Origin of the sequence: Pseudomonas sp. AM4(2022), from assembly GCF_036346515.1 — a bacterium.
Classification (GTDB): domain Bacteria; phylum Pseudomonadota; class Gammaproteobacteria; order Pseudomonadales; family Pseudomonadaceae; genus Aquipseudomonas; species Aquipseudomonas paracarnis.
Map to the genome: position 1 here is coordinate 60,449 of NZ_JAOTNW010000005.1, position 22,608 is coordinate 83,056.

15 protein-coding genes are annotated in these 22,608 nt (G+C 62.0%); 11 read left to right on the top strand and 4 right to left on the bottom strand.

Translation table 11 applies throughout. From position 1 onward, the window contains the following. The first annotated feature begins 148 nt into the window (after window positions 1-148). The 3 genes from tssI to ODQ19_RS08705 all read left to right on the top strand — a co-directional run bounded on the left by tssI (window position 149) and on the right by ODQ19_RS08705 (window position 3,829). Window positions 149-2,170 carry a type VI secretion system tip protein TssI/VgrG gene (gene tssI / locus ODQ19_RS08695; protein WP_330209812.1) on the top strand — a complete coding sequence of 674 codons (2,022 nt, stop codon included), beginning with the start codon at window positions 149-151 and terminating at the stop codon, window positions 2,168-2,170. Then, on the top strand, window positions 2,170-2,895 hold the full coding sequence (locus ODQ19_RS08700) for a DUF4123 domain-containing protein (protein ID WP_330209813.1): 726 nt from the start codon (window positions 2,170-2,172) through the stop codon (window positions 2,893-2,895). The genes tssI and ODQ19_RS08700 overlap by 1 nt, the downstream gene beginning before the upstream one ends. A gap of 97 nt (window positions 2,896-2,992) precedes the next feature. Then, window positions 2,993-3,829 (top strand): 23S rRNA (adenine(2030)-N(6))-methyltransferase RlmJ, encoded by an 837-nt coding sequence (locus ODQ19_RS08705; protein ID WP_330209814.1) that lies wholly within the window; start codon window positions 2,993-2,995, stop codon window positions 3,827-3,829. Window positions 3,830-3,965: 136 nt separating this feature from the next. On the opposite strand, the gene msrA is transcribed toward ODQ19_RS08705, so the two are convergent. From msrA to aceE, 4 genes are all read right to left on the bottom strand, one after another. After that, entirely contained in the window at window positions 3,966-4,613 is a 648-nt protein-coding gene (gene msrA, locus ODQ19_RS08710) for a peptide-methionine (S)-S-oxide reductase MsrA (protein WP_034134734.1), read from the bottom strand. 72 nt (window positions 4,614-4,685) lie between these two features. Then, on the bottom strand, window positions 4,686-7,379 hold the full coding sequence (locus ODQ19_RS08715; RefSeq protein WP_330209815.1) for a putative bifunctional diguanylate cyclase/phosphodiesterase: 2,694 nt from the start codon (window positions 7,377-7,379) through the stop codon (window positions 4,686-4,688). Window positions 7,380-7,793: 414 nt separating this feature from the next. Continuing rightward, complete coding sequence (aceF, locus tag ODQ19_RS08720; protein WP_330209816.1) at window positions 7,794-9,440, bottom strand: dihydrolipoyllysine-residue acetyltransferase; 1,647 nt, start codon at window positions 9,438-9,440, stop codon at window positions 7,794-7,796. A gap of 11 nt (window positions 9,441-9,451) precedes the next feature. Then, the gene (gene aceE / locus ODQ19_RS08725) at window positions 9,452-12,097 is read right to left on the bottom strand and encodes a pyruvate dehydrogenase (acetyl-transferring), homodimeric type (RefSeq protein ID WP_116666230.1); all 2,646 of its coding nucleotides are present in this window, start codon (window positions 12,095-12,097) and stop codon (window positions 9,452-9,454) included. 383 nt (window positions 12,098-12,480) lie between these two features. Here aceE and glnE point away from each other — a divergent pair, with 383 nt between their 5' ends. The 8 genes from glnE to ODQ19_RS08765 all read left to right on the top strand — a co-directional run bounded on the left by glnE (window position 12,481) and on the right by ODQ19_RS08765 (window position 22,600). Further along, window positions 12,481-15,420: a bifunctional [glutamate--ammonia ligase]-adenylyl-L-tyrosine phosphorylase/[glutamate--ammonia-ligase] adenylyltransferase gene (gene glnE / locus ODQ19_RS08730; RefSeq protein ID WP_116666231.1), complete on the top strand. Its 2,940-nt coding sequence runs from the start codon at window positions 12,481-12,483 to the stop codon at window positions 15,418-15,420. 221 nt (window positions 15,421-15,641) lie between these two features. Beyond that, window positions 15,642-16,676 (top strand): lipopolysaccharide heptosyltransferase II, encoded by a 1,035-nt coding sequence (waaF, locus tag ODQ19_RS08735; protein WP_330209817.1) that lies wholly within the window; start codon window positions 15,642-15,644, stop codon window positions 16,674-16,676. Between the two features lies 1 nt (window position 16,677). Continuing rightward, window positions 16,678-17,739, top strand: a complete 1,062-nt coding sequence (waaC, locus tag ODQ19_RS08740; RefSeq protein ID WP_116666233.1) for a lipopolysaccharide heptosyltransferase I — start codon at window positions 16,678-16,680, stop codon at window positions 17,737-17,739. Then, window positions 17,739-18,863, top strand: a complete 1,125-nt coding sequence (locus tag ODQ19_RS08745) for a glycosyltransferase family 4 protein (RefSeq protein WP_014716627.1) — start codon at window positions 17,739-17,741, stop codon at window positions 18,861-18,863. The genes waaC and ODQ19_RS08745 overlap by 1 nt, the downstream gene beginning before the upstream one ends. Further along, window positions 18,860-19,666, top strand: a complete 807-nt coding sequence (gene rfaP / locus ODQ19_RS08750; RefSeq protein ID WP_014716628.1) for a lipopolysaccharide core heptose(I) kinase RfaP — start codon at window positions 18,860-18,862, stop codon at window positions 19,664-19,666. Before ODQ19_RS08745 ends, rfaP begins: the two co-directional genes overlap by 4 nt. Beyond that, window positions 19,666-20,400 (top strand): lipopolysaccharide kinase InaA family protein, encoded by a 735-nt coding sequence (locus ODQ19_RS08755; RefSeq protein ID WP_003187993.1) that lies wholly within the window; start codon window positions 19,666-19,668, stop codon window positions 20,398-20,400. The genes rfaP and ODQ19_RS08755 overlap by 1 nt, the downstream gene beginning before the upstream one ends. Further along, window positions 20,397-21,149, top strand: a complete 753-nt coding sequence (locus ODQ19_RS08760) for a lipopolysaccharide kinase InaA family protein (protein WP_330209818.1) — start codon at window positions 20,397-20,399, stop codon at window positions 21,147-21,149. Before ODQ19_RS08755 ends, ODQ19_RS08760 begins: the two co-directional genes overlap by 4 nt. Beyond that, window positions 21,149-22,600 (top strand): lipopolysaccharide kinase InaA family protein, encoded by a 1,452-nt coding sequence (locus tag ODQ19_RS08765; protein ID WP_330209819.1) that lies wholly within the window; start codon window positions 21,149-21,151, stop codon window positions 22,598-22,600. Before ODQ19_RS08760 ends, ODQ19_RS08765 begins: the two co-directional genes overlap by 1 nt. The last annotated feature ends 8 nt before the right edge of the window (window positions 22,601-22,608 follow it).

Consider the following 22,608-nt stretch of genomic DNA (forward strand, 5'->3'; position numbering starts at 1 on the left):
TTATATGGGCTTATTGATGCAATTGCCGTTGATGCCTGTGGATTCCAGTGGTGCTCACGTAGGACCTTACTTATTTGCCAACGCAGCGCTCGGCCAGGCGAACGGCTGGTGCAGAATCGGCCGCTCACCCTTCGCAGAGAAACACCGGATGTTCGCTCCTGCCAACCAACCTGCATTTACCCTGGCCCTGGATGGGGCGCCCAGTGACTTCAAGGTGTTCGCGTTCAGCGGCACCGAGGCCATCAGCCAGCCCTATCGTTTTGAACTTGAGCTGGTCAGCGAGCAGCCGGATGTCGACCTGGAGAGCTTGCTGCATCGCCAGGTGTACTTGGGCTTCGATGAGCAGGGGCATGGCGTTCATGGCCTGGTGTATCGGGTTGCCCAGGGCGACTCGGGCCGGCGCTTGACGCGCTACCAGCTCAGCCTTGCGCCGCATCTGGCGTACCTGGCGCACAGCAGTCACCAGCGTATTTTCCAGCATAAGACGGTGCCGCAGATTGTTGCCCAGGTGCTGGCCGCGCAGGGGATTCACAGTGACCGCTTCGAGTTCCGGTTGAGCGGTGATTACCCTGAGCGTGAATATTGCGTGCAGTTCGGCGAGAGCGACCTGGCGTTCATCCAGCGCCTGTGTGCCGAGCTGGGGATTCATTATCACTTCCAGCATTCCCCCGGCGGGCACCTGCTGGTGTTTGGTGATGATCAGACCGTGTTTGCCCAGATGGATCAGCCCACGCCTTACCGGCCGGGTTCGGGAATGGTTGCCGATACCCCTGGGATCAAGCGCTTCACCTTGCAATTGGCGACCCGGACCACGGCGTTGAATCTTCGCGATTACGACTTTCGCAAACCCCATGTCGAGCTGGAAAGCGCAGCCGTCGATGAGTCTTTGCCCAAGCTTGAAACGCAGCACTACCCCGGCAATTTTTATGACCGAGCCCATGGCAGGTACCTCGCCCAGCGTGGCTTGGAGCGGCACCGCAGCGACTACCGCAGTGCCCATGGCCAGGGCGATGAGCCGGCATTGGCCAGTGGCCGGTTTTTGCAGTTGCGTGAGCACCCCCGCGAGGACTGGAATGATTTGTGGCTGGTGACACAGGTGCGCCATGAGGGCAAACAGCCCCAGGTGCTGGAAGAGGTGGTCACCGAGGAGGAAGGTGGGGAGCTGCGCCAGGGGTATCGCAACACATTTGTCGCCGCGCCATGGGATGCGGTGTTTCGTCCGCCTTTGCCGGAGCCGCCGCGCCCGACGGTGTCGGGGTATCAAAGCGCGGTGGTCACCGGCCCGGTTGACAGTGAGGTCCACTGTGACGAGTACGGCCGGGTCAAGGTGCAACTGGCCTGGGATCGTGTCGGTGAGCACAACGACCATTCCAGTTGCTGGCTGCGGGTCGCCAGTGGCTGGGCCCATGACCGTTATGGCGTGGTGCTGATCCCCCGGGTCGGTATGGAAGTGCTGGTGGGGTTCGTCAATGGCGACATGGACATGCCGCTGGTGGTGGGGTGCCTGCCCAACGCTGCCACACCTGTGCCCCTCGACCTGCCCGCGGACAAGACCCGCAGTCTCTGGCGTAGCCAGAGCAGCCCTGGCGGTGGTGGCTACAACGAACTGCGTATCGAGGACCGCAAGGGCGCCGAAGAAATCTACCTGCGCGCCCAGCGGGACTGGACCCAGCATGTATTGCACGACCAGCAGGTACAGGTCGACAACCGGCGTCGCGTGCAGGTGGGCGGCGAGTCGCGCCATGAGTTGCTGGGCGAAGAGCAGCGCATTACCCAGGGCAACCGTTTAACGCAGCTCAAGCAGGATGACCATCTGGTGGTTGGCGGTTCGCAGCACATGCGTGCCGGACAGACCATTGCGCTGGGGGCCGGGCAAAACATCATCATTGATGCGGGTGCCAGCGTGACGATCCAGGCGGGCGGGCAGTCGATCACGTTGTCAGCGGGCGGGATATTCAGCAGTGTGCCGATCCAGCTCGGCAGTGCGTCTGCCCCGACGCCGGCGCCGTTAATGCCCGGGTTAAAGGAAACTTTATTGACAGTGGTTCCGGCGCCGTTAAGCCGTGCACAAGTGCTCAGCCTGAAACGCAGCGCGCCGTTCTGCGAAGAATGTGAGCGCTGCAAGAACGGCCAGTGTGACATCGGCGCCCATGCACGGAGTGCGTCCTGATGCCCGCGCTCTTGACGCCCAATGCCTGGCTGGCGCACTACCCGCTGCAGCCTGATGAACAGCTGTACGCCGTGCTGGGCAATGCCAGCGACGCCAAGCCGCTCGCCGTGTGGCAAGCCACGGCTGTCGCAAAGATGCCACGACCGATCTGGGCGGGCACGGCTTACGCTGACTGGGATGAGGTCATGCCCTACGTTGGCGTCGTTGAGCCGAGCAGTGCCTTTCTCGATTGGATAGCCACCACCCAAGCGCCGGATTGGGGCTGGCTGGCGGTCTCTTCCAGCCCGCTGGACGTGGTGATCGCGCATTTGAAGGGCTTGACCCAGGTGTACCTGCCGGAAAGCCAGCCGGTGTTTTTGCGTTTCTGGGACGGCGCGCACCTTTTGCCGATCCTGCAGTCGTTAGGCGACGAGGCTGCGCACGTGCTGCCGGTGTTCCAGCGCTACTTGATCAACGGCCAGCCGCTGTCGGTGGCCCCCAAATCAGTCACCGCGGCCCCCACCAGCCCCTGGTGGCAGGTGCCGGCATCGTTGCTGACGCCTATGGCGCAGCAGTCACCGCAGGTGCTGGTCGACAACCTGCTGCAATGGCTCCAGGAGCAGCGCCCTGACCTCTACACTGCGTTTGCGCCAGCCACCTTGCAGCACAAGGTCGGCTACTTCGCACGCAGGCCGCAAATCAGCCATGGCGCATTGGCTGATTACCTTGCCTCGCAACTCAGTTGAGCCCCTGGCGATAGCGTGACATCCGTGCCGCCTGCCGTGTGGCCCTGCACCTTTGCGTCGGTAGAAGGTAAACTTCGCCCCCTGCGCAGGAGCAACCATGAATTATCGTCACGCCTTTCACGCCGGCAACCATGCCGATGTCTTCAAACACCTGGCCTTGACCCGTCTCATCGCCCTGATGTCGCGCAAGGAACAGCCGTTCGCCTACCTCGACACTCACGCAGGCATTGGCTTGTACGACTTGCAGGGCGACCAGGCCAACCGCACCGGTGAATACCTGGAAGGCATCGCCCGCCTGTGGGGCGCAAGCGACCTGCCGCCGCTTACCGCCGACTACATGCGCGTGCTGCACGAGATGAACCCGGATGGCCAGTTGCGCTACTACCCGGGCTCGCCGGAACTGGCGCGCCGTCTCACGCGGCCCCAGGACCGTGTGCTGCTCAACGAGAAGCACCCCGAAGATGGCGTGCTGCTCAAGGACAACATGAAAGGTGATCGCCGCGTCAAAGTGCACCTGGGCGAAGGCTGGCATGTGCCACGGGCCTTGTTGCCGGTGCCGGAAAAGCGCGCGCTGATGCTGATCGACCCGCCGTTTGAAAAGCTCGACGAAATGCAGCGTTGCGCCGCGTCCCTCAAGGAGGCCGTTAGCCGTATGCGCCAGACGGTGGCGGCGATTTGGTACCCGGTGAAAGACCAGCGCATGTTGCGCCGTTTCTACCAGGACCTGGCCGGTACCGGTGCGCCGAAATTGCTGCGTGTGGAGTTGCTGGTGCATCCGCTGGACACGCCCAATACCCTCACCGGCTCGGGCCTGGCGATTGCCAACCCGCCGTGGGGGTTGGAAGAAGAACTGCGTGAGTTGCTGCCATGGTTGTCCAAGCAACTGGGCCAGACCCAAGGTGGCTGGCAGATGGATTGGCTCATCGCCGAATAACCGATCTCAATCCAAACGCAGGACCCAATGTGGGAGCGGGTTTGCTCGCGAAAACGGTATATCAGTCAGCAAATTCAGTGACTGACACTCCGCTTTCGCGAGCAAGCCCGCTCCCACATTTTATTTGTATTGCTCCCTAGATCGGGCAGGTCACGCCAGTGCCGCCGATCCCACAGTAACCCTGCGGATTCTTCGCCAGGTACTGCTGGTGATACGCCTCGGCGAAGTACACCGTCGGGGCTTCTTCGATTTCCGTGGTGATCTCACCCAGGCCGGCCTTGCTCAGCTCTTGTTGATAAGCCTGGGCACTGGCCTTGGCCGCCGCCAGTTGCTCAGGTGTGGTGGCGTAGATCACCGAACGGTACTGGCTGCCGATGTCGTTGCCCTGGCGCATGCCCTGGGTCGGGTTGTGCAGTTCCCAGAACATCTTCAGCAGGTCTTCGTATTTCACCTTGGCCTGGTCATACACCACCAGCACCACTTCGCTATGGCCGGTCAGGCCCGAGCAGACTTCTTCATAAGTCGGGTTAGGCGTGAAGCCGCCGGCGTAGCCGACCACGGTGCTGACCACGCCGTCGCGCTGCCAGAACTTGCGTTCTGCGCCCCAGAAGCAGCCCAGGCCGAAGATCGCAAAGCCGACATCATCCAGGAACGGGCCCAGCAGTGGGTTGCCGTTGACGAAGTGCGTTTCGGGCAACTTCATTGGGGTTTCACGACCAGGCAACGCTTGTTCTTGGGTAGGCAGCACGTTTTTGTTCACCAGAATTTCCGAGCGCAAGACCATGATCAGTCCTCTCGTCAGGTTGAGTAACAGTAAATTATCAGACAGCCAGTGTGCCCGAGTGTTACAGCGCTGTCAGGCGATTGGCCCGCGCGGGTAGCGTTTAAGCCTTTGCATCAGCTCGGCACCCGGGATCGGGCGGTCGAACAGGTAGCCCTGGCCCACGTCGCAACGATGCCGGCGCAGGAACGCCAACTGCTCAGCGGTCTCGATGCCTTCGGCCACGACCTTGAGCTTGAGGTTGTGGGCCATGGCGATCACCGCCGAGGTGATTTCCATGTCGTCCTGGTTGTCCGGGATTTCGTGGATAAAGCTGCGATCAATCTTAATGATGTCGATGGGGAATTTTTTCAAGTAGCTCAGCGACGAGTAACCGGTGCCGAAGTCGTCCATCGCCAGGGTCAGGCCGAAGCTCTTGAGCTGGTCCAGTTGCAGACGCGTATCTTCGGTGGCTTCCAGCAGCAAGCCTTCGGTCAACTCCAGCTCCAGCAGGTTGGCCGGCAGCTGCTCCTCCTTGAGGATGGTGGCAATCGAGGACACCAGGTCCGGGTCGGAGAATTGCTTGGGCGACAGGTTGATGGCCACCTGCAAGTTACCCAGGCCTGCGGCCGTCAATTGCCGGCTCATGCGGCAGGCCTGGCGCGCGATCCATTTGCCGATGGGGATGATCAGCCCGGTTTCTTCAGCCACGCTGATGAACTGGTCGGGGCGGATCATGCCCTTTTCCGGGTGGTTCCAGCGCAACAGCGCTTCCATGCCCAGCAGGCGACCGCTGCGCAGGCACAGCTTGGGCTGGTAGAACACGTCCAGCTCGTTCTGGGTCAGGGCACGGCGCAGGTTGTTTTCTACAAACAGCTTGTAGCTGGCCTCGGCATTCAGGGCTTCGGTAAACACTTGTACCTGGTGCTTACCGTTGGCCTTGGCCTTGTGCAGGGCCAGGCCGGCGTTGCGCATCAGGGTCTGTGGGTCGCGACCATGCAGCGGCGCGCAGGCCAGGCCCACGGAACCGGTGACGCTGATCAGCTGGTTGTCGACGAACATCGGCTTGTCGAGGGTGGTCAGCAACTGGCTGGCCACCTGCTGGCCGGTCTCAAGGTCGGCGTCGTCCAACAGCACCGCGAATTCGTTACTGGCAAAGCGTGCCAGGCTGCCGCCGCTGCTCAAGCTGTTGCGCAGGCGGCGTGCCAGGCTGATCAGCAACTTGTCGCCGGTCTGGTGGCCGAGGCTGTCGTTGATGCGCTTGAAGTTGTCGATATCCACCAACAGCAGGCTGATCGGGCTGTCGCTGTCGCGGGCAAAGCGCTCGTCGAGGTTGCGAATGAACGCCGGGCGATTGCCCAGGTTGGTCAGGTTGTCGGTGTAGGCCAGGCGTTCGATGCGCTGCTGCGCCAGCTTGGTCTGGGTGATGTCTTCGTAGATGCCGATGTAGTGGGTCAACTCGCGGTTGTCGCCATACACCTTGGAAATCGACAGCTGGCCCCAGTAGGGTTCCAGGTTTTTGCGGCGGCTTTTGAACTCACCTTGCCAGCTGTTGCTTTTGGCCAGGGCCGAGGGCGCGTCGAAGAGCAATTCGCTGAGGTTCTCCAGGGCCGGCAGTTGGGCCAGGCGATGGCCATGGACTTCTTCGGCGCTGTACTGGGTAATCGCGGTGAAGCTGGGGTTGACGTACTCCACCACGCCGTCGCAATTGACCAGCAGAAATGCGTTGGCGCTTTGTTCCACCGCCCGCTGGAACAGGTGCAAGGCACTGGTGGCGGTACGGCGGTTGTGGTTGTTGATGACCTGGGCGAACTGGTCTGCCAGCTCGCCGGCGAACGCGATCTCATCGGACTGCCAGGCGCGCGGGCTGCCACCTTGCTCCAGGCACAGCACGCCGACGACCTGGCCGTCGACACGGATGCTGGCGTCGAGCATCGCGTGGATGTCCTTGGCGCGCAGGCTTTCGGCCATTTCCCGGGTGCGTGGGTCGCGCAGGGCGTGGGTGGCATCGATCGCACGGCTGGAGTGCAGGGCTTCCAGGTAATCCGGGAAGCTGCTGGCATCGATGGCTTCAGGCAGGCGGTGTTGTTGATCGGCGCGGTGGTAGGCGGAGATCGGTACCAGATGATGGCCTTCGAGGTTCCAGATGCTGGCGCAGTCGATCTGGTAAATGTCGCAGGCGCTGCGCGTGATCAGTTCAGCCGCTTCTTGCAGGGAGTTGGGCGTGGTGTAGCGTTGGCGCGCCAGCAGCAGGATCAATTCCTGCTGGGCACGTACCCGCTCCAGGTGTTGCAACTGTTCTTGCTGCGCTCGCTGGTTGAGCTCCAGGGCGATTTGCAGGCGGCTGTTCTGGTTTTCCAGGTCGGCGGTCGGGGCGGGCGCGCTGGTCTCGCTGAACAGCCCCTCGACCACCATCAGGTAGCCGCGCACCAGGTGGCGGTTGTGTTGTTTGTAGGCCTCGCCCATTTCCAGCACGCTCAGCGGGCCGTCATGGGTGTGCAGGGTATAGCGCACCAGATAATGGGGGCTGTGGGCCAGTTGTTGCTGGATCGCATCGTGCAACTGGTAGCGCGCCTGGGGTTCCATCAGGCTGGCGTAGGGCGTGCCGATCAAGGCGCAGAGTTCAACCGCCGGCAGGCCGAACTGGCGTTCGCAATTGGGATCGAGGTAGAGCAGGGCCCAGCTTGCCTCATTAAGCCGCTCGAAACGCAACATACCGAGGCGCGAAGGCACCGGTAATTGCGTCACTACCTCGGCCGCCATACGGGCGACATCGGGTTGGCTTTTCATGGGGAAACTCGCTTGGGAAAATGCGCACTGCGCTGGGCTCACGCCCTCTTGACTGTCGACTGCGGCAAGGTTGCATCATGCAGCACGCAGTGACAAGAGAGGATGAAGGCTAAGTGCTATAGCCTGTTATCGGCCGCGCGAGGGATTTCTGTAATTGGGGTGATCGGTGGTGCGTTGACGCAGGTACGGTCGCGTGTGGCGAGCAAGCTTGCTTGCGCTGGGCTGCGTAGCGGCCCCAAAAACTTGGGAGCGCTTCGCGCCCCAGCGGGAGCAAGCTCCCTCGCCACAGCAAGCTCGCTCCTACAGAAAAAACAGGCAAAAAAAGCCCCGCCAAGTGGCGGGGTTGAGGTACGAGCGTGGCGCTCGGAAATCGGTGTGGCAAGGGCCTTCCCGGTAACAGGAAGGCCCTGTGACTTACAGCAGGATGGTGCGGATGTCGTTCAGCAGCTGGCTGAGGCGCTGGGTGAAGCGCGCAGCCGCGGCGCCGTTGATCACGCGGTGATCGTAGGACAGCGACAGTGGCAGCATCAGCTTGGGTTGGAACGCTTTGCCGTCCCACACAGGCTGGATGGTGGCCTTGGACACACCCAGGATCGCCACTTCTGGCGCGTTGACGATTGGCGTGAAGCCAGTACCGCCAATGTGGCCGAGGCTGGAGATGGTGAAGCAGGCGCCCTGCATGTCGTCCGGGGTGAGCTTCTTGTCGCGGGCCTTGGCAGCCAGCGCAGCCGCTTCGCCAGCGAGCTGCAGCAGGCTCTTCTGATCGACGTTCTTGATGACCGGTACCAGCAGGCCATCCGGAGTGTCGACGGCAAAGCCGATGTTGACGTACTTCTTGCGAATGATCGCCTTGCCGCTTGGCGCCAGCGAGCTGTTGAAGTCCGGCAGTTCCTTGAGCAGGTGCGCGCAGGCCTTGAGCAGCAGTGGCAGTACGGTCAGCTTCACACCGGCCTTCTCGGCCACGGCTTTCTGCGCAACGCGGAACGCTTCCAGGTCGGTGATATCGGCCTGGTCGAATTGAGTCACGTGCGGGATGTTCAGCCAGCTGGCGTGCAGGCCTGCCGCGCCGATTTGCATCAGGCGGGTCATCGGCACTTCTTCGATTTCGCCGAAACGGCTGAAATCCACGGTACGGATCGGCGGAATGCCCGAACCACCGGTAGCGCCGCCGGCAGCCGGAGCTTCCTTGGCTTTTTGCATCATGGCTTTGACGTAGACCTGCACGTCTTCCTTCAGCACACGACCGTGAGGGCCGCTGGCTGCAACAGCGCTCAGCTCGACGCCGAATTCACGGGCCAGCTGACGCACGGCTGGGCCGGCGTGCACCTTGGCACCGCTTGGCGCAGGTGCGGCAGCCGCAGGGGCCGGTGTGGCCTCGGCTTTTGCAGCAGGTGCTGGGGCAGCAGCGGCCGGAGCGGCTTCAGCCTTGGCAGCCGGAGCAGCCGCCGGTGCTGGAGCGGCTGCTGGGGCAGCACCTTGTACTTTCAGCTTGAGGATGAAGTCACCAGTGCCGACTTCGTCTTCCAGCTTGACCGCGATGCTTTCCACTACGCCGGCAGCCGGCGATGGGATCTCCATGGAGGCCTTGTCGGACTCCAGGGTGATCAGCGACTGGTCGGCTTCGACGGTGTCGCCGACCTTGACCAGCAGCTCGATGATCTTGGCCTTGCCCGACGAGCCGATATCCGGGACGTGAATGTCCTGGACGGTGGCGGCGGCAGGTGCAGCAGCCGGGGCTGGAGCAGCCTCGGCAGCGGCAGGCTTTTCAGCAGCAGGTGCAGGTGCAGCGGCGGCCGGAGCCGCGGCCGCAGGGGCTGCATCAGCAGCGCCTTCGATTTCCAGCTCCAGCAGTTCGTCGCCTTCTTTCAGGCGGTCGCCCAGCTTCACTTTCAGGCTCTTGACCACGCCGGCCTTGGGAGCAGGGATTTCCATGCTCGCCTTGTCCGACTCCAGGGTCAGGATGCTCTGGTCGGCTTCGACGGTGTCGCCGACCTTCACAAACAGCTCGATTACTTCACCTTCACCGCTGCCGATGTCAGGTACGCGAATGAGTTCGCTCACAAAAAATCTCCTCAGCAGTCCAGTGGGTTGCGTTTTTCCGGGTTGATCCCGAACTTGACGATAGCGTCAGCCACCACCTTAGGTTCGATCTCACCACGGTCAGCCAAGGCTTCCAGGGCTGCCAACACCACGAAGTGACGGTCGACTTCGAAGAAGTGACGCAGCTTCTTGCGGCTGTCACTGCGGCCGAAACCATCGGTGCCCAGGACTTTGAATTCCTTGGACGGGACCCACTGGCGAATTTGTTCAGCAAACAGTTTCATGTAGTCGGTAGAGGCAATGACTGGACCTTTACGGCCGGCCAGGCACTCTTCAACGTAGCTCTTGGCTGGCTTCTGGCCAGGGTGCAGACGGTTGCTGCGCTCCACGGCCAGGCCGTCACGGCGCAGTTCGTTGAAGCTGGTCACGCTCCATACGTCGGCACCTACGTTGAACTCGTCGCGCAGGATCTTCGCCGCTTCACGCACTTCACGCAGGATGGTGCCGGAGCCCATCAGCTGTACGTGGTGCGCCGCTTCCTTGGTGTCTTCTTCGAGCAGGTACATGCCCTTGATGATGCCTTCCTCTACACCGGCCGGCATGGCTGGCTGCTGGTAGGACTCGTTCATCACGGTGATGTAGTAGAAAACGTCCTGCTGCTCTTCGGTCATCTTCTTCATGCCGTCCTGGATGATCACCGCCAGCTCATAGCCGTAGGTTGGATCAAAGGTGCGGCAGTTCGGGATGGTGGCAGCCAGGATGTGGCTGTGACCGTCTTCGTGTTGCAGGCCTTCGCCGTTCAGCGTGGTACGGCCGGCGGTGCCGCCGATCAGGAAGCCACGGGTGCGGCTGTCGCCAGCGGCCCAGGCCAGGTCGCCGATACGCTGGAAGCCGAACATCGAGTAGAAGATGTAGAACGGCAGCATTGGCTGGTTGTGGCTGGAGTACGAAGTACCGGCAGCGATGAAGGAGCTCATGGCGCCTGCTTCGTTGATGCCTTCTTCGAGGATCTGGCCCTTCTTGTCTTCCTTGTAGAACATCACCTGGTCTTTATCGACTGGCTCGTAGAGCTGGCCGACGGAGGAGTAGATGCCCAACTGACGGAACATGCCTTCCATACCGAAGGTACGGGCTTCGTCCGGGATGATCGGGACGATGCGCGGGCCGATTTCCTTGTCCTTGACCAGCTGCGCAAGAATACGCACGAAGGCCATGGTGGTGGAGATTTCACGGTCGCCCGAGCCGTCAAGGATAGCCTTGAGGGTGCTCAGGTCTGGCGTCGGTACGCTGAAGCTGTTGGCGCGGCGCTGTGGCACGAAACCGCCCAGTGCACTGCGACGCTCGCTCAGGTAGCGGGCTTCGGCGCTGTTTGGCTCTGGCTTGAAGAACGGCAGGTTCTCCAGCTCTTCGTCCTTGACCGGAATGTCGAAGCGGTCGCGGAACAACTTCAGGCTGTCGACGTCGACTTTCTTGGTGTTGTGCGCGGTGTTCTTCGCTTCGCCGGCACCGGTGCCATAACCCTTGATGGTCTTGGCCAGGATGACGGTGGGTTGTTCTTTGTGGTTGACCGCTTCGTGGTACGCCGCGTAGACCTTGTACGGGTCGTGGCCGCCACGGTTGAGCTTCCAGATCTCGTCGTCGGACAGGTCGGCAACCATCGCCTTGAGTTCAGGCGTGTTGAAGAAGTGCTCACGGACGAACGCGCCGTCTTTGGCTTTGTAGTTCTGGTACTCGCCGTCGATGACTTCGTCCATGCGACGTTGCAGGATACCGTCGACGTCCTTGGCCAGCAGTGGGTCCCAGAAACGGCCCCAGATGACTTTGGTCACGTTCCACTGGGCGCCGCGGAACACGCCTTCGAGTTCCTGGATGATCTTGCCGTTGCCGCGAACCGGGCCGTCGAGGCGCTGCAGGTTGCAGTTGATGACGAAGATCAGGTTGTCGAGCTTCTCGCGGCCGGCCAGGGAAATGGCACCCAGGGATTCAGGCTCGTCGCACTCGCCGTCGCCCAGGAAGCACCAGACTTTCTGCTTGCCTTCAGGGATGAAGCCACGGGCTTCCAGGTACTTCATGAAGCGTGCCTGGTAGATCGCCTGGATCGGGCCCAGACCCATGGAAACGGTCGGGAACTGCCAGAAATCAGGCATCAGCCACGGGTGCGGGTAGGACGACAGGCCCTGACCGTCGACTTCCTGGCGGAAGTTGTTCATTTGTTCTTCGCTGATGCGACCTTCCATGAACGCACGGGCGTAGACGCCTGGCGAGGTGTGGCCCTGGAAGTAGATCAGGTCGCCGCCGTGTTCGTCGGTCGGGGCCTGGAAGAAGTAGTTGAAGCCGATGTCATACAGGGTTGCGCTGGAAGCGAAGCTGGAGATGTGACCGCCCAGGTCCGAATCTTTCAAGTTCGTGCGCATTACCATCGCCATGGCGTTCCAACGTACCAGCGAGCGAATGCGGCGTTCCATGAACAGGTCGCCAGGCATGCGTGCTTCGTGGGTAACGGGGATGGTGTTGCGGTATGGCGTAGTGATGGCGTATGGCAGTTGCGAGCCGCTGCGGGTCGCGAGTTCGCCCATACGGGTCATCAGGTAGTGAGCACGGTCTTCGCCTTCTTTGTCGAGAACCGATTCCAGGGCGTCCAGCCATTCCTGGGTTTCGACGGGATCGAGGTCTTGCATGGCTTGCTCCAGGGCGGAAAGGCTACCAGAATCGGTTGCCTGAAGTTTGCGACTGGCCTTGTGGGCAGACGACATAAATTCTTGGATGGCCGAAGGTTGCTTCGGCGTCCTGTAGTTTTACTACAAATCGTCGGCCATTTCAGCCTTTCGAATGTATATACGAGTAGTAAAACTACACAAGACTGAGCGTATGGCTCGGTCTTGCTGGTGAGCATAATCGTTATTGTTGGTCTATTGCGAACAAGAAAAGGTGAAACTTTGATGTTGCCTGCCAAGATTAATTTAATTTCAGCTATTTCTAACCTTTGTTCGACAGTCCTTCACCGAGCATGGCTCTTGCCTTCACAACTACACGCCATTTACACGCCGATCAAGGATAGACCATGAGCCTTCCAACGCTGGCCGCACTGCCGGCCATTCTGTTGCCTTACGCCCACCGGGCCGAGCAGTCATTTCGTGACGCGGTGGCCGCGCTGGACGACGATCATGGCCTTTCTGCGTGGACGCCGCAACGGTGGGCGGACTTCGCCCGCGTGTGCGCTGCCAGTGATTTCGTCATTGAACAGAGTGTTCGTGACCCTTTGATGTTGCTGGAGCTGGTGGCTTGGGGCGAGCTGGACCGCGGTTTTGCGCCCGGCGAGCTATGCAGCCAGATAGCCGGTGCCGTGCAACAGGCCGAAACAGAAGATGAGCTGGGCCGTGTGCTGCGCCGCCAACGCACGCGCCAGCAGGTGCGCATCATCTGGCGCGACCTCACACGCCAGGCCGACCTGGTGCAAACCTGTCGCGATCTGTCCGACATGGCCGATGCCTGCATCGACCAGGCCTATCAATGGCTGTACCAGCGCCACTGCGCCCAGTTCGGCACGCCGACCGGCGCACGCAGCGGCGAGGCACAGCACATGGTCATCCTCGGCATGGGCAAGCTCGGAGCGGTGGAGCTGAACCTGTCGTCGGATATCGACTTGATCTTCGCGTATCCCGAAGGCGGTGAAACGGTGGGCGTGAAGCGCGCCCTGGATAATCAGGAGTTCTTTATTCGCCTGGGTCAAAAACTGATCAAGGCCCTGGACCCGATGACCGTCGACGGTTTTGTCTTCCGTGTCGACATGCGCTTGCGCCCCTACGGTTCGGCCGGCGCCCTGGTACTGAGCTTCAACGCGCTGGAGCAGTACTATCAGGACCAGGGCCGGGACTGGGAGCGCTACGCCATGATCAAGGCGCGGGTGGTGGCCGGCGACCAGGTGGCTGGCGCGCAACTGCTCGACATGCTGCGCCCGTTTGTCTATCGCCGTTATCTGGACTTCTCGGCCATTGAAGCGCTGCGCACCATGAAGCAACTGATCCAGCAGGAAGTGCGGCGCAAGGGCATGGCCGACAATATCAAGCTGGGCGCGGGCGGCATTCGTGAGGTGGAATTTATCGCCCAGGCATTCCAGCTGATCCATGGCGGCCGCGACCTCAGCCTGCAGCAACGCCCGCTGTTGAACGTGCTGGGCACGCTGGAAGGCCAGGGTTATTTGCCTGCGGCGGTGATCAGCGAGCTGCGCAGTGGTTACGAGTTCCTGCGCTACACCGAACATGCGATCCAGGCGATTGCCGACCGCCAGACGCAAATGCTGCCGGACAGCCCCGAAGACCAGGCGCGCATTGCCTTTATGTTGGGCTTTGGTGACTGGGCGGCGTTCCATGAGCGCCTGATGTACTGGCGTGGTCGCGTGGACTGGCACTTTCGCCAAGTGATTGCCGACCCTGATGAAGAAGAGGGCGAAGAAAGCGAATTAGTGGTCGGTGGTGAATGGTTGCCACTGTGGGAGGAATCCCAGGATGACGACGCTGCGTGCCGCCAACTGAGTGAAGGCGGTTTCACCGATGCCCCCAAGGCCCTCAAGGCCTTGGCCAGCCTGCGTGCCAGCCCGCAGTTGCGCGCCATGCAGCGCCTGGGGCGTGAGCGCCTGGATGCGTTTATCCCACGCCTGCTGGCCCAGGCCGTTGAACATGCCAACCCGGACCTGGTGCTGGAGCGTGTGTTGCCGCTGGTGGAAGCCGTGGCCCGGCGTTCGGCCTACCTGGTGTTGCTGACCGAGAACCCCGACGCCCTGCGTCGCCTGCTGACATTGTGCGCGGCCAGCCCGTGGATCGCCGAACAGATCACCCGTTTCCCGCTGTTGCTGGATGAGTTGCTCAACGAAGGCCGCTTGTTCAAGCCGCCGCTGGCGCCGGAACTGGCCGCGGAGTTGCGCGAGCGCCTCACGCGCATTCCCGAAGATGACCTTGAGCAACAAATGGAAGCCTTGCGCCATTTCAAACTGGCGCACCGCCTGCGGGTGGCCGCTTCCGAAATCGCTGGCAGCCTGCCGTTGATGAAAGTCAGCGACTACCTCACCTGGCTGGCCGAAGCCATTCTTGAACAAGTGCTGGCCCTGGCCTGGCGCCAGACGGTCGCCCGTCACGGCTCGCCGCAGCGACTGGACGGCACCCTGTGCGATCCTGGGTTCATCATTGTCGGTTATGGGAAAGTCGGCGGCATCGAACTGGGGCATGGTTCGGACCTGGACCTGGTGTTTATCCATGACGGCGACCCCCAGGCCGAGACGGACGGTGCCAAGCCGATCGATGGCGCGCAGTTCTTTACACGCCTGGGCCAGCGCATCATTCACCTGCTGACCACCCAGACCAACTCCGGCCAGCTGTATGAAGTGGACATGCGCCTGCGACCTTCCGGCGCATCCGGCTTGCTGGTGAGTTCCCTGGGTGCGTTTGATCGCTATCAACAAAATGAAGCCTGGACCTGGGAACATCAGGCCCTGATCCGCGCGCGGGTGCTGGTGGGCAGCCAGGATGTGGGCCAGGCGTTCGAGCAGGTACGGGCTAACGTGTTGGGGCGTGAACGGGACTTGGAGAAGCTGCGCCAGGAGGTCAGCGAGATGCGGGCCAAGATGCGTGACAACCTGGGCACCAAGGCCACGACGGCCGGCAGGGGCGCCAATGCCTTCGAGGCCACGGCGCTGTTCGACCTCAAGCAGGACGCCGGAGGTATCGTCGATATTGAATTTATGGTGCAATACGCGGCTTTGGCGTGGTCTGCGCAACATCCATCGTTGCTGCGCTACACCGACAATATCCGCATTCTGGAGGGCCTGGAGCAGGTCGGGCTGATGCCCGCCGCCGATGCCCATTTGCTGCGTGAGGTGTATAAGGCCTACCGCTCAGCCGCGCACCGCCAGGCTTTGCAGAACGAGGCCGGTACGGTAGCTGGGGACCAGTTCGCCGACGAGCGGCGACAGGTGATGCGAATCTGGCAAGCGCTGGGCTTAAATTGAAACTCGACTGATTGGCGACGCCAATTTTTATATGGGATGCGGATTAATGTGGGAGCCGGGCTTGCCCGCGATGCAGGCGCCTCGGTTTATCAGTGATACCGAGGTGATGCAATCGCAGGCAAGCCAGCTCCCACATAAAGATGCTCCCTGGCGCACCGCGATCTACAGTCATTATCGATGCGGGGAGGCATAGGCCTCCCCGCATCGTTTGTGGAAACTACATGAATATTCTGATCGTTGGGCCCAGTTGGGTCGGTGACATGGTGATGGCACAGACACTGTTTCAGTGCCTGCGCCTGCGCTATCCAGACTGCCAGATCGACGTGCTCGCCCCTGAGTGGAGCCGGCCGATCCTTGAGCGCATGCCCGAGGTGCGCAAGGCCTTGAGCTTTCCGCTCGGCCACGGCGCCCTGGAGCTGGCGACCCGCCGACGCATCGGCAAGTCCATGGCCGGCCAGTACGACCAAGCAATCTTGCTGCCTAACTCGCTGAAGTCGGCGCTGGTGCCGTACTTTGCCGGTATCCCCAAGCGCACCGGCTGGCGCGGCGAGTTTCGCTATGTGCTGCTCAATGACGTGCGCACCCTGGATAAAGCCCGTTACCCGTTGATGATCGAACGCTTTATGGCTTTGGCCCACGAGCCGGGCGCTGAACTGCCCAAGCCGTACCCGCGCCCCAGCTTGCAGATCGACCCGGTGACCCGCGACGCGGCACTGGCCAAGTTCGGCCTGACCCTGGATCGGCCCGTATTGGCCTTGTGCCCGGGCGCCGAATTTGGCGAGTCCAAGCGCTGGCCGTCGGAGCATTACGCCAAAGTTGCCGAGACGAAGATCCGCGAAGGCTGGCAGGTGTGGTTGTTCGGTTCCAAGAACGATCATTCGGTGGGTGAAGACATTCGCCAGCGCCTGATCCCCGGCCTACGTGAAGAGGCGGTGAACCTCAGTGGCGACACGTCCCTGGCCGAGGCCATCGACCTGTTGTCGTGCGCTGACTCGGTGGTGTCCAACGATTCCGGCCTGATGCATGTGGCGGCGGCGCTGAACCGTCCGCTGGTGGCCGTGTACGGCTCCACATCCCCAGGCTTCACTCCGCCGTTGGCCGACAAGGTCGAAGTGGTGCGCCTGGGCCTGGATTGCAGCCCGTGCTTTGACCGTACCTGCCGTTTCGGTCACTACAATTGCCTGCGCCAGTTGCTGCCCCAGCCGGTAACCGATGCCCTGCAGCGTTTGCAGGGCGACGTGGTCGAGGTTCATTGAGTTGCGGGTTCTGGTAATCAAGACCTCATCCCTGGGCGACGTGATCCATGCCTTGCCGGCCCTCACTGACGCAGCGCGGGCAGTTCCCGGCATTCGGTTCGACTGGGTGGTGGAAGAAGGCTTTGCCGAAATCCCCACCTGGCACCCGGCGGTCGACAAGGTGATCCCGGTGGCGATTCGCCGCTGGCGCAAGAACCTCTGGCAAACCGTCAAGAGCGGCGAATGGCGGCGTTTCAAGCAGGCGGTACAGTCGACCCAATATGACCTGGTGATCGACGCCCAGGGCTTGCTCAAAAGCGCCTGGCTGACCCGTTATGTGCGGGCGCCCATCGCCGGCTTCGACAAAGATTCTGCGCGTGAACCTCTGGCTGCGCGCTTTTACTCCCGGCGCCTGGCCGTGGCCCGTGGGCAGCATGCGGTGGAGCGCTTGCGCCAGCTGTTCGCCGTGGCGCTGGGCTACGACCTGCCCCAACGCCTGGGCGACTACGGCCTGAGCGTCGAAAAACTGCTCGGCCTGCCGCCGAAAAAACCGTTCGTATTGCTGCTGCACGGTACTACCTGGGACACCAAGCACTGGCCCGAAGCCTATTGGCGCGAGCTGGCCGAACGCATGGGCCGCCTGGGCGTGGACGTAAAGCTGCCGTGGGGTAACGCTGCCGAAAAGGCGCGGGCCGAACGCCTGGCCCTGGGCCTGCCCAACGCCGAAGTGTTGCCCAAGCTCAACCTGGCGGGGGTGGCTCGTGTCTTGGCGAGCGCCCGTGCCTGCGTGGCCGTCGACACTGGCCTTGGCCACTTGGCGGCGGCACTGGATGTGCCGACCATTTCCCTGTTCGGCCCCACCAACCCAGGCCTTACCGGCGCCTACGGCAAAGGCCAGATTCACTTGGCCAGCGACTGGCCGTGTGCGCCTTGCCTGCAAAAACAGTGCACCTATCAACCCACTGCCGACGACCTGCGGCGGTTCGACATCGCGCGCGAGTCGCCCCTGTGCTTCACGCGCTTGAACCCTGAGCGTGTCGCAAGCCGGCTGAGCACGTTGTTACTGGCCGAGGAGCAGCACTGATGCAACTGGCTTTTGTTCTGTACAAGTACTTCCCTTTCGGTGGCCTGCAGCGCGACTTCATGCGCATCGCCCTGGAGTGCCAGCAGCGCGGCCACAGCATTCGGGTGTACACCCTGATCTGGGAAGGCGATATCCCGCCAGGCTTTGAGGTGCTGGTGGCGCCGGTCAAGGCCTTGGTCAACCACCGCCGCAACGAAAAGCTTTACGCCTGGATCCAGGCCGACCTGGCAAAGCGCCCGGTGGACCGCGTGGTGGGGTTCAACAAGATGCCGGGGCTGGATCTGTACTTTGCCGCCGACGGTGTGTTCGAGGACAAGGCCCAGACCCTGCGTAACCCGATGTATCGCTGGTTCGGGCGCTACAAGCACTTTGCCGAATACGAGCGCGCCGTGTTCGATAAAAACGCCAAGACGCAGATCATGGTGCTGTCCGAGCATCAGCAGCAGCTGTTTACCCAGTATTACGGCACCCAGGCCGAGCGTTTTCACCTGTTGCCACCGGGTATTGCCCGCGACCGCCGCGCCCCGCCGAACGCCGCCGAGATCCGCGCCGAGTTCCGCGCTGAATTCGGCTTGGCCGAAGATGATTTGCTGTTGGTGCAGATCGGTTCGGGGTTCAAGACCAAGGGCGTCGACCGCAGCCTCAAGGCGCTGGCCGCCCTGCCTTCGCGGCTGAAGAAACGCACCCGGCTATTTGTAATCGGCCAGGACGACCCCAAAGTATTCCAATTGCAGAGCGCGGCGCTGGGCCTGGGCGACCAGGTGCAGTTCTTCAAGGGCCGCAATGATATTCCGCGTTTCCTGCTGGGGGCGGACCTGTTGATTCACCCTGCGTACAACGAGGCGGCCGGCATGGTGCTGGTCGAAGCGGTGGTCGCCGGCCTCCCGGTACTGGTGAGCCAGGTGTGCGGCTATGCGTTCTACATCGACAAGGCCCAGAGCGGCCGGGTGTTGGACGAGCCGTTCGAGCAAACCCAGCTCAACCAGTATTTGGTCGATATGCTCGACGACCCACAAGCGCGTGCGACCTGGAGTCGCAATGGTCTGGCCTTCGCCGAGACGGCCGACCTCTTTAGCATGCCGCAGTACGCTGCGGACCTGATTCTGGCGGAGCCAAACCGATGAAGTTGATTCTAGCCGAACCCTTCAAGACCCTCTGGGCCGGGCGCGATGCGTTCGCCGAGGTCGAGAAGCTGGAAGGCCAGGTATTCCGCGAGCTGGCCGCTCGCCGTACGTTGCGTACGGTGGTCGAGGGCCAGCCTTATTTTGTGAAGATCCACCGTGGGATCGGCTGGGGCGAAATCCTCAAGAACCTGGTCACCGCCAAATTACCGGTGTTGGGCGCGGGCCAGGAGTGGGTGGCGATCCAGCGCTTGCAAGCGCTTGGCGTACCGACCATGACCGCCGTGGCGTTCGGTGAAAAAGGCAGCAACCCGGCCGACCAGCACTCGTTCATCATCACCCAGGAACTGACCCCCATCATCAGCCTGGAAGACCTGACCCTGGACTGGGTCAAGCAACCGCCCGTGCCGGCCATCAAGCATGCCTTGACCCTTGAGCTGGCGCGCACCGTCGGCGCGATGCACCGGGGCGGCGTCAACCACCGTGACTGCTACCTCTGCCATTTCCTGCTGCACACCGACCGGCCCATCAGCGTCGACAACCTCAAGCTGTCGGTGATCGACCTGCACCGTGCCCAGGTGCGTGCGACGATCCCTGTGCGCTGGCGCAATAAAGACCTGGCCGGCCTGTATTACTCCGCGCTGGAGATCGGCTTGACCCAGCGCGACAAGCTGCGTTTTCTCAAGGCCTACTTCCAGCAGCCGCTGCGCCAGATCCTGGCGGAGCAAACCGCGCTGTTGTCTGCGCTGGAACGCATGGCAGCAAAGCTGTATGCGCGTAAACAACGATACGGGGATGCGATCTGATGGCGGGTTGGAATCTGGAACCTGCCTACGCCGCCCTGGCGGATGACTTTGGAAGCCTGGACGCGGTGTTCGCCCTGCAAGGCGAGCGGCTGACCCGCGACCCGTTGTCGGAGGTGATCCGGGTGGAGCGTGGTGGGGTCAATTATTACGTCAAACGCTATGTAGGTGCCGGCAAGGGCCTGCGTCGTTACCTGGGCAGGCCGCGGGTGAAGTCCGAATGGCAGAACCTCAAGCGCTTCGCCAAGTGGGGCATCCCCACCGCCGACGTGGTGGCCTGGGGCCTGGACCGCAAGGGCCTGGCCTATAACCGTGGCGCCATGATCACCCGTGAACTGCCCAAGACCGAAGATCTGTCGGTGTTGGCCGAGCGTCACGATGAGCGCCTCAAAGACCCCCGGTGGGTCGATGGCATCAGCCGCCAGCTCGCCGAATACACGCGCACCATGCACGATCACCGCTTCACCCATAACGACTTGAAGTGGCGCAACCTGCTGGTGGACGACCAGCGCACCCTGTACCTGATCGACTGCCCCAACGGTGATTTCTGGCGCGGTTTCTGGCTCAAGTACCGCATCACCAAGGACCTGGCCTGCCTGGACAAAGTCGCCAAGTATCACTTGTCGGCCACCCAGCGCCTGCGCTTCTACCTGCAATATCGCCAGCGCGCGCACCTGACCGCGTCGGACAAACAGCGAATTCGCCATGTGGTGAAGTTTTTCGAGGGACGCGAATGAGTGACTTCCTGGCGGCCGAAGACCGCGCTCTGCTTGAGCGCAACGGCCTGGCGACCTTCGACGCCCTGTGGGCCAAGCAACTGGATGCGGTGGATGAGCCGAACACCAGCGGCGATGGTTGGAGCAGCGTGTATCGCCTGGAGCTTGAGGGGCAAGGTTACTACCTCAAGCGCCAGAGCAACTACCTCACGCGCACCTTGCACCGCCCGTTTGGCGAGCCGAGTTTTGCCCGCGAGTTTCGCAACATCAGCCTGTATCGAAAGCTCGGTATCCCGGCCCTGCAAGCGGCGTTCTTCGGTGAGCGCAAGGTCAAGGGCGAGCGCCGGGCGATGCTGCTCACCCGTGCGCTGGATGGCTGGAATGACCTGGATTCGTTGCTGGAGCAGTGGGCGCAATTGAGCGCAGCCCAGCACGGTGCGGTCCTGTTGGCGTGCGGCAAGCTGGCGCGTCATCTGCACAGCGTCGGGCAGGTGCATGGCTGTTTTTACCCCAAGCATATTTTCCTGCAGCCTGCCGGTGAGGGTTACGCCGCGCAGTTGATCGACCTGGAGAAAACCCGCCCGCTGTTGTTTGGCTGGCGTGACCGGGTCAAGGACCTGGAACCTTTGCTGCGCCGCGCGCCGCAATGGTCGGATGCGCAGGTGCGCCAACTGCTGGCGGCGTACCTTGAACAGCCCGAGGACAGTGCCCTGGTGTCCACTTGGCACCAGCGCCTGACCGCGCGCCGCAGCCACAAGGAGAACCGCTGATGCGTTTATCCAAGCTGAAAACGGCTGGGCGTACCCCCAGCCTGCCACTGACCCTCGACCTGGCGGATGCCGCCGGCCCTGGACAATTGCAATTGCTGAGCCTGCTGCGGGTGTTGCCGGGGCAGCGCTACGTGGGGGCCGCTGTGTGGCGGGGGCGCCCGGTGTTGGCCAAGTTGTTGGTGGGCAGCAAGGCGGCGCGGCATTTTCAGCGTGAGCTCACGGGTGTACGTCTGTTGGCTGAGCAAGGCCTGACCACGCCGTTGCTGCTGGCCGATGGCTTGCAGGACGGCGAGGGTGGCTGGCTGCTGTTTGAATTTATCGAGGGTGCCCAAAGCCTGTCCGACGCTTGGCTTGCCGTCGAAAACCTGCCGCCGTTGGCGGACGAACAAACCGCCGTGCTCGCCGAAGCGCTGGGCGCGATTGCCCAGATGCATGCCAAGGGCCTGTGGCAAGAAGACCTGCATCTGGACAACTTGCTGCGCAAGGATGGCAAGCTGTATTTGATCGATGGCGCCGGTATTCGTGTCGAAGAGGCGGGCAAGCCGTTGTCGCGCAATCGAGTGCTGGAGAATCTCGGTGTGTTCTTCGCCCAACTGCCGAAAAACCTCGAGCCCTTTACCGAAGAGTTGCTGGTGTATTACTTGCTGGCCAACGGCGAACACGCCTTGCCAATGCAAGCCTTGGAAAAGCAGGTGCGTAAAGTCAGCGCCTGGCGTTTGAGAGACTACCTGGACAAGACCGGCCGCGAATGCACGCTGTTCAGTGTGGTGCGCGGCGCTTTTGGCTTGCGTGCGATCCGCCGCGAAGAAGAAGCCGCGATGGTGCCGGTGCTTGAGCAAGCCGATGCGTTGCTCGACCAGGGGCACCTGTACAAGACCGGTGGCGCGGCGAGCGTGGCCAAGGTCGACGTGGCTGGCCGGCCGCTGGTGATCAAGCGCTACAACATCAAGGGCTTTGCCCATTGGCTCAAGCGCTTCTGGCGCCCAAGCCGCGCCTGGCACTCCTGGCGCGAAGGCAACCGCCTGGCCTTCCTGGGCTTCGCCACGCCCAAGCCGCTGGCGGTGCTGGAGAAACGGTTTCTGTGGTTGCGCAGCCGTGCTTACCTGGTCACCGAATACCTGCCTGGGCCAGACATCATCGAGCGCTTTGCGCCGTATGTGGAGAGCGGCGAGGCGCCCGAGAGCGAGTTGCAGGCACTGGACCAGTTGTTTGCCGACTTGATCCGCGAGCGCATCAGCCATGGGGATTTCAAGGGCCATAACCTGTTCTGGAATGACGGGCGCTGGGCGATGATTGACCTGGATGCCATGTGCCAGCACGGTTCTGTTGCCAGTTTTGCGCCGGCATACGCCAAGGATCGGGCGCGGTTTATGCGCAATTGGCCCCAAGACAGTGCGCTGTATCGGGTGATTGATCAGCGGTTGCCCAAAGAGATCAGTGTCGTCAGTTGAAGCGGGCC

What these genes read in the sequence shown, in the direction of transcription:
- waaF (WP_330209817.1), top strand. Translation starts at nt 15,642, where the DNA reads ATGAATATTCTGATCGTTGGGCCCAGTTGGGTCGGTGACATGGTGATG.
- ODQ19_RS08755 (WP_003187993.1), top strand. Translation starts at nt 19,666, where the DNA reads ATGGCGGGTTGGAATCTGGAACCTGCCTACGCCGCCCTGGCGGATGAC.
- aceE (WP_116666230.1), bottom strand. Translation starts at nt 12,097, where the DNA reads ATGCAAGACCTCGATCCCGTCGAAACCCAGGAATGGCTGGACGCCCTG.
- ODQ19_RS08765 (WP_330209819.1), top strand. Translation starts at nt 21,149, where the DNA reads ATGCGTTTATCCAAGCTGAAAACGGCTGGGCGTACCCCCAGCCTGCCA.
- ODQ19_RS08745 (WP_014716627.1), top strand. Translation starts at nt 17,739, where the DNA reads ATGCAACTGGCTTTTGTTCTGTACAAGTACTTCCCTTTCGGTGGCCTG.
- ODQ19_RS08715 (WP_330209815.1), bottom strand. Translation starts at nt 7,379, where the DNA reads ATGAAAAGCCAACCCGATGTCGCCCGTATGGCGGCCGAGGTAGTGACG.
- msrA (WP_034134734.1), bottom strand. Translation starts at nt 4,613, where the DNA reads ATGGTCTTGCGCTCGGAAATTCTGGTGAACAAAAACGTGCTGCCTACC.
- ODQ19_RS08700 (WP_330209813.1), top strand. Translation starts at nt 2,170, where the DNA reads ATGCCCGCGCTCTTGACGCCCAATGCCTGGCTGGCGCACTACCCGCTG.
- ODQ19_RS08760 (WP_330209818.1), top strand. Translation starts at nt 20,397, where the DNA reads ATGAGTGACTTCCTGGCGGCCGAAGACCGCGCTCTGCTTGAGCGCAAC.
- ODQ19_RS08705 (WP_330209814.1), top strand. Translation starts at nt 2,993, where the DNA reads ATGAATTATCGTCACGCCTTTCACGCCGGCAACCATGCCGATGTCTTC.
- glnE (WP_116666231.1), top strand. Translation starts at nt 12,481, where the DNA reads ATGAGCCTTCCAACGCTGGCCGCACTGCCGGCCATTCTGTTGCCTTAC.
- tssI (WP_330209812.1), top strand. Translation starts at nt 149, where the DNA reads ATGTTCGCTCCTGCCAACCAACCTGCATTTACCCTGGCCCTGGATGGG.
- rfaP (WP_014716628.1), top strand. Translation starts at nt 18,860, where the DNA reads ATGAAGTTGATTCTAGCCGAACCCTTCAAGACCCTCTGGGCCGGGCGC.